Below are 13,631 nucleotides of genomic sequence, written 5' to 3'. Positions count from 1 at the left end.
TGCTTGTAGCTATTGTGAGTGTAGCATTTCGTTACACATTTATTTTTTGGTGTTTCCTGATTTTAAGTTTGTAGTCAGGACTTTATGGATAGAGGAAGCGATCGCAGATGCAAAGATTCCGGGGCGATCGCCTGATGCTAAAATTATCTCGACTGTTATTTATCCAAATTCCATCGATATTTGTGAGAAAATTATGGATTCGAGGGAAGTGCCAAACCTAACACCATCTCCTGTTTCTCACCCATTTGTTGGGTTTCACAACGTTAACCCAACCTACAATTATGAATGTAGGGGATAGAGTAATAATCATCCAATTAAGAGGTACTCTCCATGCTCACTACAAATATTCATCTTAGCCAGGAAGCTCAAAAAATTTTGATTCAGGCTGCGGCTTTTAAACAGATATCTGTAGAAGATCTGGTTTCAGAAATTCTCAATGAAGTGATCACAGAAAAGCTGAGTTGTATGATTACAGATACAGAAACTAAGCCAAAACGTCAACCTGCTTTGGCAGGTACAGAACCTTTTGTCTTCTATGGAACTCCGGAAGAGTCAGGACTCCCGGCTGATGAATGGGATATGGAAAAGGAATGATTATTCTTGATACCCATATCTGGGTTTGGTGGAACCAAGATTCCCCCCAAATTACGAATTTGCAAAAAGAAATTATTGAAAACTCTCGTCCTTATGGGATAGGAATATCAAGTATTAGTATGAATGGAAATTGCCAGATTAGTCAATCAAGGTCGTTTAGTTCTTCCTAAGCCATTGAACGAGTGGTTTTCTATAGCCTTGGCTGAAGAAGGAATCCTTTTAATTTCTATTACCCCGGCGATCGCTATTGAATTTTACTCCTTACCAGGGGAATTTCATAAAGATCCCGCAGATAGGATTATCGTTGCTACTGCAAGGACTTATGACTGTCCTTTAATGACTAATGATGGCAATATTCTTGCTTATCCTCATGTAAGGTTGATTACCACTACAACTCCGTAGCGCGATCGCCTGATGCTAAAATTCTCTCGACGAACTTTATTTAGGCATGGTATCGATCTCCTCACTGAAACAGTATGCCCATTCTATCCCTAAGCTTATGAGTGCGATGTCTGGCGACAAAAAACAGAATTTCTACCCATCGCCCTTAACTTGAGTTGAGGGAATCAAGATTTTTGCGAAAATTATTTTACTAGTAAAAATACTACAATAACTAAAGAAAAGATTACGAAAGTTCTTCTGTCTGAAGAAGAATAGGAGAAACTATAAATATATGCTTAGTATAAGAAATACACAATTTTTGAAGTAACTCGTGATTACATCAAGAGCTTGTTAAGGCAGGATTAATACTCCAATTAGCTTTCTCCCCTAGCTTAATCCAAGGGGTTTTGAGCAGATTTTTTCTATCTTTTAAAGATCCAAGGGTGAATCTCATTGCTACCAGAATCAGAACTCAAAGAAAATTCATCGATGCAAGCAATCCAGCGTGTGTTGGTGAGCTTGAGCAATTATCGCTGGATTTCCTTAGGAGCTTTTTTAAGTCTCTTACTTTTGACAGTTGCGAATGCAGTTACCCCCCAATTATTTCGCTGGGGGATTGATCGAGGTATAGCCCCGCACAACTTACAAATTGTACTGGAGAGTGGGGCATGGATGGTAGTCGCGGCGATCGCGCGGGGTTTGTTTAATTTTGGCCAAAGCTATTGGGCGGAAGCGGCTTCCCAAGGTGTGGCTTATGATTTACGCAACAAGATTTTCAGCAAAATTCAAAATCTCAGTTTTAGCTATCACGATCGCTCCCAAACTTCCCAATTACTAACTCGCGTTACTAGCGACATTGAGCAAATCCGCACATTTATTGGCACTAGCTTAATTCAAGTCATCGGTGCAGTGGTGACATTGGTGAGTGTTGCAGTCATTATATTGTTGATGAACTGGAGATTGGCACTAATTACCTTAACAGTAGTGCCGATGGCTGGATGGTTAATGGCACAATTCATCACCCGCAATGAGCGATTATTCCGCCAGGTACAAGAACAGCTGAGTGGTTTGAATGCTGTCTTGCAAGAGAATTTGTTGGGGATTAGAGTAGTCAAAGCTTTTGTGCGGGAGTCTGCGGAAAGGTCACGTTACACCAGACTCAATGATGCCCTGGTCAAAGCTAACATGAAGACCATTGATGCCATCCATAATACCTTCCCGTTTATCTTTTTGTTGAGTAATTTGGTGACTTTGGCAGTTTTTGCCTATGGCGGGGCACAGGTAATTGATAATAGGTTCTCGATTGGGGAACTAGTAGCGTTCAACTCCTACTTAGTGTTGATTCTCCAACCGATTTTACTGATTGGATTTGCTGCACCGGCGATCGCATCGGCTGCGGCTTCGGCGCAACGAGTTTACGAAGTGGTAGATGCAAAGGTGGAAATTCGCGATCGCCCCCAAGCCATCGAGTTTAACTCCTGTGCAGGTAGAATTACTTTTGAAAATGTCTCATTTCGTTATCCGGGAGCCACCACCGAAGCTCTGAAGAATGTTTCTTTTGAAACTAAGCCTAACGAGCTAATCGCCGTTCTCGGTATGACAGGTTCCGGTAAAAGCACCGTCATGAACTTGATTCCTCGCTTTTACGATGTCACAAATGGCGCAATTCGCATTGATGGTCGGGATGTGCGGGATTTTACACTGAAAAGCCTGAGATCCCATATCGGCATTGTGTTCCAGGAAACCACCCTATTTTCTGGCACTATCCGCGAGAATATCAGTTATGCAAAACCCCATGCCACTTTAGAAGAGGTAATTGCAGTCGCCAAAACTGCCCAAATGCATGATTTCATCGCCAGCTTACCCGATAGCTACGAAACGATTGTCGGCGAACGGGGTATAGGTTTATCTGGGGGACAAAAACAACGGATAGCGATCGCCCGCACCCTACTCACCGATTACAGTATTCTGATTTTGGATGACAGTACCTCCGCTGTAGATGCGAAAACTGCGGCGCAAATTCAAGCCGAACTCGATAACTTCATGCGCCAAAAAGCCTGTGTAACTTTTGTTGTCGCCCAACGCATTACTACAGTCAAGAATGCCGATCGGATTTTGTTGATCGACAAAGGACGCTTGGTAGCTCAAGGTACTCACGAGGAGTTGATGCAAACCAGCCCACTCTACGGTGCGATTTTGGAATCTCAAGTCAAGCAGAAGGAGAACAAATGAGAGGTATCGGCCCAGTTGTTGCACCTGAGCAACAAGCTACTCAGCAACTCTCCACCTTGCGGCGCTTTTTACAATACTTGCGACCCTACCGCAAAGAAATTCCCATTGCCTTGACATTAGTCTTAATTGGTGCATCAACCCAGGCGATCGGTCCCTTATTACTTGGTTGGTCAATTGATCACCTGATTGCACAAGGTAATTTGCAGGGTTTGCTGCTGCTATTAGGCTTACTAGCGCTCATCTATGGACTTGGTGTCTGGGCAATTCGCGGTCAAATTATGCGCGTCGGTTGGATTATGCAGCGATTACTGGCGCAACTGCGACAAGACATTTTCACTAAAATTCAAAGTCTACCACTGAGCTTTTTTGATCGCAGCGAAGCAGGCGATTTAATGAGCCGTCTGCTGAATGATGTCAACACGGTAAATCAGGCTTTTGGACAGACAATCGCCCAAATGCTAGGCAACACTTTCAGTTTGGTGGGCATTGTGATTGCCATGCTTTCGATTAACCTGCAACTCGGTTTGTTAAGCAACTTAGTTGTGCCTGTAATGATTGTGACAACAAGCTTGTTTGCCCGTTGGGCAAGAGACAGATTTCGTGTTACCAGACAAACAATCGGTGAACTTTCCGCCAAGTTAGAAGAAGATATTGGCAGTGTGCGGGAAGCACAGGCATTTAATCGTGTACAAACTAACATAGCAGAATTCGATATTCTCAACGCGGCAAATCGCGATGCCAATGTTGAGGCGGTAGCAATTACTGCGGCATTTTTGCCATCGATTGATTTTCTTAATACCCTAGCAACCGCAGGTGTTTTGGCTTATGGTGGCTATCTCGCCGTCACCGGAGGCGCAACGGTGGGTGTAGTCACATCCTTTTTACTTTATGTCCAGCAGTTTTTTCGCCCCATCCAAATCCTCAGTCAATTTTACACCCAAGCTCAGTCCGCCTTCGCTGGATTAGAGCGAATTTTCCTGCTGTTAGATGAACCATCAACACTCAACGATGCAGCCGATGCTACTGAAATGCCAGCAATTCAAGGTGAGGTAACCTTTGAGAATGTCAAGTTTGGCTATAATACCGGGCAACTGGTACTCAAAGGTGTAAATTTAAACGCTAAACCGGGACAGATGGTGGCATTAGTTGGGGCTACCGGCTCAGGCAAAACGACGATTATTAACTTAATCTTGCGGTTTTATGATGTCTCAGATGGTGCGGTCAAAATTGATGATATTGATGTACGTAGTGTGACGCAAGCTAGTTTGCGCCGTCAAATTGGCATCGTCCTGCAAGATAATATTTTATTTAGTGGTACTGTCGCGGAAAATATTGCCTTTGGCGCTCCTGAAGCTAGCCAAGCAGATATCGAAGCCGCTGCACAAATGGCGAATGTACATGAGTTTATCACCTCATTGCCAGAGGGTTACAGCACTCAATTAGGTGAACGCGGTGCGCCTCTGAGCCAAGGACAGCGCCAACTGATTAGTATTGCCCGTGCGGTGTTGATTAACCCCCGCATTTTGATTCTCGATGAAGCTACCAGCAGTATAGATACCCGCACCGAAGCCCTAGTACAAATTGCGATCGCTCGCTTGCTGCAAGGTCGTACTAGTTTCGTAATTGCCCACCGCCTCAGTACTGTTACTCAGGCTGATCAGGTGTTAGTGATTCAGCAAGGACAAATTATCGAACAGGGGACTCATACAGAACTGATTGCCCAACAAGGTGTCTACGCCAACCTTTATGCTCTCCAGTTGGGTGCTGGGTAATTTTTGTCGCCGCATATTAACACATAATTTGTATGTTGAGCCGGTAAGCTTTGAGTCCATAGGTGTCAACTTACAGCAGTTTTCAATTAGATAGACCACGCGGTAGGGGCACGGCACCGACAATCTTCTGGTATATATAATAATCTTAATGATGCCGTGCCCCTACGAAAGGATCTGTAGTTCAATTACCACCGAAACTGCTGTAAGCTGTAATACCAATTCTCTATGGAGATGCATATAATTAGTCTGCGTAGGCAGGCTTTGTTTGTGTAGCCTTCACTTTTTCAATAAATAATTGTGAAGCGATCGCGACATAACGCTTCATTGCAACCGACAAAACAGAGATAATTTGCATTAGTGGGTGATACACATATCTACTGTCGTTTAATTCAACCATTAACGTCACGATATGGGAGTTTGTATGCGAGTAAATGCTATTGCCATGACTCTGGTGCTGTCACTGGCTGCGGCGCGGGGTGCATATGCGCAAAACCCTGATGTCACAAGCGAGCCATTCATGAAGGCGGCGCTGACTGTGATGACATTCGATTACTTCGCCGAGCAATGCAACCAAGGTAGCGGCTTCGCTGCTAGCGATGCTGCTAAGGTTGAGGCGTGGGAAACTACCAACGGTGTCGCCCAAATCCGCGCACGGTTACCTGAATTCGATCAGCACCCCACGCAAAAGCAGCAACTCGAACTAGCTTTGTCTACGATCACCAAACAAATCGCCCGTCAACACGCCAATATTAATCCTTGCACTGCGGCGGTGTCTTTGTCCCAGATACCCGATGCCCAATTTGCCAAGGTATCACCGCAAATTCTCTCTTTGGTGAGTAAACCGCCCAAAACACCCAAAAAAGCTGCACAGCCGCCAGCCAAAACTCCTGAGAATGTTACCTCCGCATCGGACAGCGAAATTGTCAAGCAAATTGATAGCTTTGGTTTTAATTCTCGCCCGAAAATGGGCATCGGTGGCTTTATCGTCCTCGATATCTATCCTGTGGTGCTGTTTCGCAACGGTGAAGCCTTGACTAACGTTGAAGGGCTTTCCTTCAGCGGCGGTATTGCAGCTCACAAACGGGCTAACCCCGATGAATGGACACGTTGGCGTAAGCAGGGTGGCAAAATAGAACTGGCAAACAAGGACGCTTGGGAGGCGTTACCTTTCTCCAAGACATATCCGAAATTACCGAATAACTTCAAGCTTAACGGGTTATTTCGCTCACTCTCAGGTACGGGTAACGTGGCGATTGGCGGTAGCCAATCGGTTGCAGCTTGGCAGGACTATCGCTTTTCGTCAGATGGCCGAGTTGTGCGTGGTAACGGTGCAGGTGCAAGTAACGAAGCGATCGCTACCAGCAATGTAGCACCAAATCAGCGCGGTACTTATCGCGTTGAAGGGCTGACGCTGTATATCACTTATGATGATGGCTCAAGCGAGCATCGCATCCTGATCACCGATCCCACAGATCCCAGTACCATCTGGCTTGATGGGGTTAGCTATGTCCGCCGGAAGAAGTAGGGGCGGGTTAAGCCAGATAGTTTTGACACTCTCCGCCCTATAAGGGCGAAGATTCTTCATTCATAGACCCAACTTGCTCATACAAGATTTCTCCAGCATGAGTAGAGGAAACCCAGTTTTTCGGTAAAAATTTGGGAATTCATTTCGTAGACGCTATGCGAATGCGTCTAGGCGTAGTTCTTGGGGTAATTCACCCACCCGTCGAGTTAGTTGACGAAGAATGAGCGATCGCCAGACGAGCTACACTAATTTGAGCAGGCTCTGTTGAGTCCAATCTTGGTGGATATATCGCACCACACTATCGGTTTGATTGGAATCAATCACATGGGTGGCGTGGCGCTTTAACTCGGCGGTGGCGTTAGCAACTGCGAACGCACTATCGGCAATTTGAAACATTTCAATATCATTTGTACATTAACTAATTATTTGTCACTGTTAACAGATTAATGTCATTGTTAACAGATTAAATGTCATAAGGTTATAAGTAGGGCGGTGCAATTAAACATAACTGGCGAGGACTGTCATTTGTCATTCTTACAAAGTTCTGATCGGAGGAAACCTCCGCTCAGACTTTGCGCTTTGTCATTTGTCATTGGTAAGGGTTTCAAGCCAATTTACGTTTCGTAACATAGTTTGTTTTTTTTCCACCGACTTACTTAGTATTTACCTTTGGCGACGCTCTCAGAGGATGGTTACAGCTTCAAAGTGAGAAATCAACGCCAGAGTCTATACCGATATTTAACCTAGCCTTGGCACAATTAGCGATGTCTGACGACAAGCCGCTTCTCTACGAGACGCTACGCGAACGCGTCTACGCCATCTACGGCGGTTTCTTCGGCGCAGGTTTAGGAATTTTAATGTTAGCAACCCTATCATTTTTAGGTATCAAAAATATTCATACAATCAATGCCTTTAAAGCATTTTTAGGAAGTTGTATTAATGGAATTGCAATTATCCCGTTTATTTTTGCAGGCGTAATTGTTTGGCAGCAGGCGATTTTAATGGCTGTGGCTGGTTCTTTGGGTGGATATTTAAGCGCCCATTATGCACGTAGACTTAAACCCCAATTAATTCAGAAATTTGTTATATTTGTTGCCTTCAGTATGACTATCTACTTTTTTGTTCATGGCTAGGGGTGATGTATGGCGACAGACAGCAAACAATCTATGCCTCGTGTTTTTCATGCTATAAATTTTTGCCTGTTATACATAGGTCATTTTGTGACAAAATAATTCGGAGTTTGTAAATAAATAACAACAATGACTACAGTAAATGATCCTGCTGTTGTAGCTGAAGTAACTGATTTATACCTCAAGTACGAAGAAGCTTTAGCCAATAACAATTTAGAGGTGATGGATAGTTTATTTTGGGATGCACCAGAAGTAGTACGTTTTGGTGTAACAGAAAATCTTTACGGTAGTGAAGAGATTCGCAATTTTCGCACCTCTCGAACTAACCCAAAAATTGAACGCGAAATTTCTCATCTTAAAGTTGTGACTTTTGGTAAGGATACAGCAACTGTAACTCTAGAATTTCGCCGCATTATCAATAATGTAGAGCGTTTTGGGAGACAAAGCCAGACTTGGTATAAATTTCCTCAAGGATGGAAAATAGTTTCTGCTCATGTTTCTTTGTTAGCAGTATGAAATCAACCTATCTACCAACGAGAAAAATATAATTACGAATTACGAATTACGAATTATTTTCATAAGGTATCAAAATGCCAGATAAATGGAATCCAGAACAATATGAACGATTTCAATCAGAAAGAAGTCGTCCATTTTACGACTTAGTAGATTTGGTGAGTCCTCAAGAAAATTTACGAGTTTTAGATTTAGGCTGTGGAACTGGAAAGTTAACCAAGTATCTCCATGAAACATTAGCTGCAAAGGAGACTGTGGGAATTGATGCTTCCGAAAAAATGTTATCTGTAGCGAGTCAATTTGCAGGTAATGGGTTGCGGTTTGAGCAAGGAAAAATTGAGGATAACCCAGGAGACGGTAAGTTTGATGTTATATTTTCTAACGCTGCTTTACAGTGGGTAACAGAACACGAAACATTATTTGCTAAATTACGAGACAAATTGCAACCAGGCGGACAATTAGCAATACAAATTCCTGCAATGGATGATGAGCCAGTGCATCAGTTAGCTGTAAAGACAGCAAAGGAATTTAGTCAAGAACTAAATGGATATGTGCGACGCTTAGAAGTACTTTCGCCAGTAGCTTATGCTAAACTACTTTATAAGTTAGGCTTTGTTAAACAACAAGTAAAGTTACAAATTTACGGGCATTTATTACCATCACGAGAAGCTGTAGTGGAATGGTATCGGGGAACGTTACTCACCGCCTATGAAACGCAGTTAGATACCCAAACTTATGAGCAATTTGTAGCCACATATCAACAAAAATTATTCAGCATCTTACCAGACGAACGTCCATTTTTCTTCCCCTACAAGCGCATTTTAATTTGGGGACTTAATCCATGATGACATTACCTATTTTCTTCTAACACTCATCAGTCATCTGTATTTAACAACGACAACTGACAACTGACAACTGACAAATGACAACTGACAACTGACAACTGACAACTAACTAATATATGACTACGACTGTTTCCTTTGATCGCGTTTCTAATATTTACGATGCTACCAGAGGATTTCCACCGGGAATATCTGAGCAAGTGACAGACTTTATCCTAAATTTGGTTTCAGCAACAGCAGATACTAAGTTTTATGAAACGGGTATTGGTACTGGGAGAATTGCTGTCCCAATTGCTAAAAAAGGCTATTCCTACACTGGTATAGATGTCTCAGAAAAGATGTTGGCTGAACTGCACCAAAAGGTAGAGGGTGTGTCTCATAAACTAACAGCAATTAAAGGAGATGCTACTGCTTTATCTTTTGATAGCAATTCCTTTGATGTGGCGTTGGTTGTTCATGTTTTTCACCTAATTTCTGCTTGGAAACAGGCGCTAGCAGAAATTCGTCGGGTCTTGAAACCAGGTGGTATTTTTCTCTACACTCACGGTCAAACTAACTCTAATAATGCTGCTTTAGAAGTGAATGAGCCAAGACGGGAATTTACTGAGCATTGGAAAGCTATTTTAGATGGTTATGGTCATCCTTTACCGCTTTACGGTGCGACGGAAGAAGAGGTTTTAGCAGAGTTAGAAGCACAAGGTGCAACTTTAGAAACTGAAATTGCAGCCCAATGGCGAATTGAAGATACTGTAGGTAAATTGGTAGAAAACCAAGAAAATAAAATCCAAAGTGCAGCTTGGAGTATCCCAGATGATATCTTTCCGCGTGCTATTCAGGATTTAAAAACTTGGGTTTTAGAACGCTACGGTTCATTTGATTACATTTTACCCGAAGAACGTCAATACAAGATTGTTGTGGTACGCAATTGGGCTTAAATTAAATCGGTGATTTTTGGAGGGTGGGCAATTCCCACCTCTGATGATTAAAAATTCAAATATTAGCCCTGATATTTTATCTATTTTAAAGTTTAAATAAGTCATGAGTGCTATTGAAACACATCCTCCTATCTCAATAGGAATCTTATTGTTCCCTAATGTGACGCAGTTAGATTTCACAGGGCCATACGAAGTTTTTGCCAAATTACCCAATACAAGTTTATATCTGCTAGCAGAAACTCTAGAACCTATCCGGAGCGATCGCGGTTTGACGTTTTTACCTGATACCACTTTTTCTCAGTCTCCACCCTTAGATGTGTTGTTTGTCCCCGGAGGGCCAGGTATTGATGCCAAACTTGAAGATAGGAATTTTCTTGATTTCCTGAAAACTCAAGCAAAAACAGCCCGCTATGTAACATCCGTTTGCACAGGTTCTCTGCTGCTAGCTGCGGCTGGGTTACTCCAAGGCTATCGCGCCACTACTCACTGGCTATCCCTCGATTTGTTGGGGTTGTTTGGAGTTGAGGTAGTGGAACAGCGAGTTGTCATCGATCGCGATCGCATTACAGGCGGTGGTGTCACATCGGGAATTGACTTTGGATTAGTGATAGCTGCGGAATTATTCGGTGACGTAATAGCCCAATCAATTCAACTAGGAATAGAATACAATCCCCAACCCCCCTTTAACAGTGGTTCTCCCCACACTGCGCCGGAGGTTTTGATCAACAGCGTCAAAGCTGCTAGCCAAAATCGTCAAGATACACGTCGGCAAATTATTCAAAAGATAGTTGCCCAATTGTAACTAGCCGAATCTTAAATTAATAGATTATTTCACATTTTTGGAAAAAATTAAATTCAACAAACTCTGCATTTAACACTACTTTATTCTCAGCTTTTTTACCAACTTATTTTAAAAATTAGATCCCCGACTTCTTTGAGAAGTCGGGGATCTAGACACCGCTATTACCAACTTATTTGTTACCAACATTATCTAAAAGCTACTAAAAATATTGGTATATTTCTTTACCGAATTTAAGAATTAATAAGTAAGAAAATAATTAACAAATCAAATAATAAAATACTAAATATCAGTCTTTTAAAAATTAACCTGTGGATATTTTGCAGATAATTCTGCTGGCTGGAATCTTTTTCTTTGCCAGCATTCTTAGCGTGATTGCTGGTAGCACATCGCTGATTACTGTGCCTATAATGCTGGAATTTGGCATAGAACCCCGAACTGCGATCGCTACCAATATGTTTGCACTGACTTTAATGAGTATTGGGGGAACATTACCTTTCATTGGCAAAAAAGTAATTAACCCTAAACGCTTACCATTACTAACGTTATTAACTATAGTAGGGTCATTTTTAGGAGCATTATTAGTACTGATTTTGCCCTCTAAATCAATGCCATTGATAATTTCTATTTCCATGATAGTAGTAGCTATATTATCAGTAATTAATCGTCATGCTGGAGTCAGCCCATCTCAACTTATACCCCCACGCATTGCAGAAATTGCTGGCTATGTAGTGACGTTTATTCTTGGTATTTATGGAGGTTTTTTCAGTGGTGGTTATGTCACTCTCCTCACAGCAGCTTATGTCATGCTGTTTCGGATGACATTCGTGGAAGCGATCGCAACTACTAAATTTATCAATATATTCTCTTCCTTAATTGCCACTATAATTTTTTTGCAGCAAGGAATAGTCGATTACGACTTAGGAATCATCCTTGGTATTACAATGTTTATAGGTGGAATAATTGGCGGACGTTTAACTCTCAAGTTGAGCAATGTCTGGTTACAACGTATTTATTTAACAGTAGTTGGTATCCTAGCGTTTATCACATTGCGGAAATATCAATCACAAAATCAGCCAGCAAGTACAATTGATTTATTAACTCCTTCCGCTTAAAAATGTAGGGGAGCCAGTGCGTTGCGGAGGAACCTCCGTTGTAGCAACTGGCGTTGTGTTGTCGCTCAGCGCAACGCACCTCCAGAGTAATTATAAAGCTGTGTCCGCATTATGTTCTCGTGCCCTCTCCAATTTTCTGAATTGCCTTTTGTGCGTAGATACTAACTTCACGATCGGGATCATCTAGCGCTTGTTTGAGGGCATTTAAAGCTTCATTTATACCCAAATTGCCAAGAGCGATTGCAGCGTCTTTTCTTACATCTGAATACTCATCTGTTAGCGCTTCAATTAGTGCAGGTAAAGACTGTATATCAGGTATTTTCTGCAATACTTGAATAGCAAATTTTCTCACTTGCCAATGTTCATCTTTCACTGCAATTAATACAGTCGGAATAATTTTGGCATCAGGATGAAGTGCTAAAGACTTGGCAGCATTCCGGCGCACTTGCCAATCGGTATCATAATTTAGTGCGTTACCAAGTAAATCTACTATCTCTGCATCTGCCAAATGCCCTAACGTCAGCGCAGCCGCACGACGCACATTTTCATCGCGATCGCGGATTAAAGATAATGCGGGTGGGCATATCTGCACTTGATTGAGATAGCTAAGAGTCGTGACAGCCGCTTCTCGCAGTTGGGGATGTTCCGACTTAAAAAAGGATAGCACCGCCGGGAGTGACTGGGCATCATGTATCTTTTGCAACAGAATTAACACGTTCAATTGCAGGTTGATATCCTGTTGCTGTAACCCATCTAATAACAGCAACAAATCTTCGGAAGATACCAACTCACCCAAAGCTGACAGCGCCTCGCTGCGAATTTCGCCATCTGGTGAAGCTAAACAGGGTAATAAAGCCGGAACAGCAACGGGATTGGCAATTTCCCATAAAGCAGTCACAGCGATTTTTTGCACGGCGGTGCTTTCGTCTTGCAAAGCGACAATTAGCGCATCAATAGCCGCCTCATCACCCAAGTGTTGCAGGGTTTTTACCGCCACCAAGCGATCGCTTACATCAGGCGATCGCAACATTTCCAACCATTCATTTAATTCAGAATCTATATTTGCTGACATTTTGAATCCTAATAAAATAGGTATAGTTTAGCGATCACCTTTTTATTCCTCTCATTTTTTGATAAAAACTAATATATTTGTAAGGTGGGCAATGCTCACCTCACTATAATTTGGCCGCCTTAACGTAACAAAAACGGAATTTGCACTGTAATTGCATTTGTCGGACATTCCTTTTTCACCGATGATGGTTCAACAGCATAAACAGAAAATCCTTGATTAGCTAGTGCTTGTGAGTAGCCACCAGTACCCGCCCCAATATCAGCAATAATGCTACCTTGCGGTAAATCAAGTAAGTCAATTATTTTCTGGACAATGCGATAGTCCGGAACGCGAGTTTTTGTATATTGTTTACCAATTGAATCATAAAGAGGCATTTGCACACCAGATTTTTTGAGATTAATTAACTTAGGTCATTTGTCACCTTAAGGCGATAAAATACATGGGGTAAATTTGCATACATCATATCGCGTTCATATTGAAATCCTAACTTTTGCATGACGCGCTGGGATGCTAAATTTGTGGTCATGGTAAAGCAAACTACCTCTTTTAAAGAGAGTTGCTCAAAACCTAGTTTTAAAATTGCACAAGGCGTTGCTTTATCTGTTGCGACGTAGCAGAATATCCAAGCTGATCGCAAAGCACTGCAATTCGCTCTGCATCTTTACCCTCAGCCAATCTAATTTGGATTTTATCTGTAGTCATTAGCAAAGAGTTTTTTATC

At 42.3% G+C, this 13,631-nt stretch carries 17 protein-coding genes and 2 pseudogenes; 12 read left to right on the top strand and 7 right to left on the bottom strand.

What is annotated here, in order from left to right; translation table 11 throughout:
* Nucleotides 1–49 precede the first annotated feature (49 nt).
* The 6 genes from AACU32_RS09165 (at nucleotide 50) to AACU32_RS09140 (ending at nucleotide 6,504) form a co-directional block, all read left to right on the top strand.
* Nucleotides 50–298, top strand: a complete 249-nt coding sequence (locus tag AACU32_RS09165) for a hypothetical protein (RefSeq protein WP_339377695.1) — start codon at nucleotides 50–52, stop codon at nucleotides 296–298.
* A 32-nt stretch (nucleotides 299–330) separates the two neighbouring features.
* The gene (locus AACU32_RS09160; protein WP_096599286.1) at nucleotides 331–594 is read left to right on the top strand and encodes a hypothetical protein; all 264 of its coding nucleotides are present in this window, start codon (nucleotides 331–333) and stop codon (nucleotides 592–594) included.
* 123 nt (nucleotides 595–717) lie between these two features.
* Nucleotides 718–996: a type II toxin-antitoxin system VapC family toxin gene (locus AACU32_RS09155; protein ID WP_339377693.1), complete on the top strand. Its 279-nt coding sequence runs from the start codon at nucleotides 718–720 to the stop codon at nucleotides 994–996.
* A gap of 468 nt (nucleotides 997–1,464) precedes the next feature.
* Entirely contained in the window at nucleotides 1,465–3,207 is a 1,743-nt protein-coding gene (locus AACU32_RS09150; protein WP_339378675.1) for an ABC transporter ATP-binding protein, read from the top strand.
* A complete protein-coding gene (locus tag AACU32_RS09145; protein ID WP_096599284.1) occupies nucleotides 3,204–4,979 on the top strand; it encodes an ABC transporter ATP-binding protein in 1,776 nt (591 codons plus the stop codon). Before AACU32_RS09150 ends, AACU32_RS09145 begins: the two co-directional genes overlap by 4 nt.
* Before the next feature lie 421 nt (nucleotides 4,980–5,400).
* The gene (locus AACU32_RS09140) at nucleotides 5,401–6,504 is read left to right on the top strand and encodes a hypothetical protein (protein ID WP_096599283.1); all 1,104 of its coding nucleotides are present in this window, start codon (nucleotides 5,401–5,403) and stop codon (nucleotides 6,502–6,504) included.
* Nucleotides 6,505–6,657: 153 nt separating this feature from the next.
* Here AACU32_RS09140 and AACU32_RS40675 read toward each other — a convergent pair.
* Nucleotides 6,658–6,732: pseudogene (locus AACU32_RS40675) on the bottom strand (DUF4351 domain-containing protein); the annotation flags it as partial.
* Between the two features lie 12 nt (nucleotides 6,733–6,744).
* Nucleotides 6,745–6,900, bottom strand: coding sequence for an HAD hydrolase family protein (locus tag AACU32_RS09135; RefSeq protein ID WP_096599282.1), 156 nt, complete (start codon nucleotides 6,898–6,900; stop codon nucleotides 6,745–6,747).
* A 368-nt stretch (nucleotides 6,901–7,268) separates the two neighbouring features.
* Between AACU32_RS09135 and AACU32_RS09130 the strand changes: the two genes are divergently transcribed.
* The 6 genes from AACU32_RS09130 (at nucleotide 7,269) to AACU32_RS09105 (ending at nucleotide 11,838) form a co-directional block, all read left to right on the top strand.
* The gene (locus AACU32_RS09130; RefSeq protein ID WP_339377692.1) at nucleotides 7,269–7,637 is read left to right on the top strand and encodes a sulfite exporter TauE/SafE family protein; all 369 of its coding nucleotides are present in this window, start codon (nucleotides 7,269–7,271) and stop codon (nucleotides 7,635–7,637) included.
* A 126-nt stretch (nucleotides 7,638–7,763) separates the two neighbouring features.
* A complete protein-coding gene (gene hpxZ, locus AACU32_RS09125) occupies nucleotides 7,764–8,150 on the top strand; it encodes an oxalurate catabolism protein HpxZ (protein WP_096599281.1) in 387 nt (128 codons plus the stop codon).
* A gap of 74 nt (nucleotides 8,151–8,224) precedes the next feature.
* A complete protein-coding gene (locus AACU32_RS09120; RefSeq protein ID WP_096599280.1) occupies nucleotides 8,225–8,992 on the top strand; it encodes a methyltransferase domain-containing protein in 768 nt (255 codons plus the stop codon).
* Between the two features lie 116 nt (nucleotides 8,993–9,108).
* The gene (locus tag AACU32_RS09115) at nucleotides 9,109–9,924 is read left to right on the top strand and encodes a class I SAM-dependent methyltransferase (protein ID WP_096599279.1); all 816 of its coding nucleotides are present in this window, start codon (nucleotides 9,109–9,111) and stop codon (nucleotides 9,922–9,924) included.
* A 103-nt stretch (nucleotides 9,925–10,027) separates the two neighbouring features.
* Nucleotides 10,028–10,726 (top strand): DJ-1/PfpI family protein, encoded by a 699-nt coding sequence (locus AACU32_RS09110; protein ID WP_096599278.1) that lies wholly within the window; start codon nucleotides 10,028–10,030, stop codon nucleotides 10,724–10,726.
* Between the two features lie 308 nt (nucleotides 10,727–11,034).
* Nucleotides 11,035–11,838 (top strand): sulfite exporter TauE/SafE family protein, encoded by an 804-nt coding sequence (locus AACU32_RS09105; RefSeq protein ID WP_096599277.1) that lies wholly within the window; start codon nucleotides 11,035–11,037, stop codon nucleotides 11,836–11,838.
* Nucleotides 11,839–11,947: 109 nt separating this feature from the next.
* Here AACU32_RS09105 and AACU32_RS09100 read toward each other — a convergent pair whose 3' ends face one another.
* From AACU32_RS09100 to AACU32_RS09080, 5 genes and pseudogenes are all read right to left on the bottom strand, one after another.
* Nucleotides 11,948–12,910 carry a HEAT repeat domain-containing protein gene (locus tag AACU32_RS09100; RefSeq protein WP_096599276.1) on the bottom strand — a complete coding sequence of 321 codons (963 nt, stop codon included), beginning with the start codon at nucleotides 12,908–12,910 and terminating at the stop codon, nucleotides 11,948–11,950.
* Between the two features lie 119 nt (nucleotides 12,911–13,029).
* Nucleotides 13,030–13,284 (bottom strand): class I SAM-dependent methyltransferase, encoded by a 255-nt coding sequence (locus AACU32_RS09095; RefSeq protein ID WP_339377691.1) that lies wholly within the window; start codon nucleotides 13,282–13,284, stop codon nucleotides 13,030–13,032.
* 26 nt (nucleotides 13,285–13,310) lie between these two features.
* A complete protein-coding gene (locus tag AACU32_RS09090; RefSeq protein WP_339378739.1) occupies nucleotides 13,311–13,436 on the bottom strand; it encodes a GNAT family N-acetyltransferase in 126 nt (41 codons plus the stop codon).
* A pseudogene (locus AACU32_RS09085) lies at nucleotides 13,437–13,490 on the bottom strand (hypothetical protein); the annotation flags it as partial.
* Nucleotides 13,484–13,612, bottom strand: a complete 129-nt coding sequence (locus tag AACU32_RS09080) for a hypothetical protein (RefSeq protein ID WP_339378738.1) — start codon at nucleotides 13,610–13,612, stop codon at nucleotides 13,484–13,486. The pseudogene AACU32_RS09085 and the gene AACU32_RS09080, both read right to left, overlap by 7 nt.
* Nucleotides 13,613–13,631 lie beyond the last annotated feature (19 nt).

This window comes from Calothrix sp. NIES-2100, assembly GCF_963875285.1.
Lineage (GTDB): Bacteria > Cyanobacteriota > Cyanobacteriia > Cyanobacteriales > Nostocaceae > Aulosira.
This window is presented reverse-complemented; position numbering and strand designations above follow the sequence as displayed.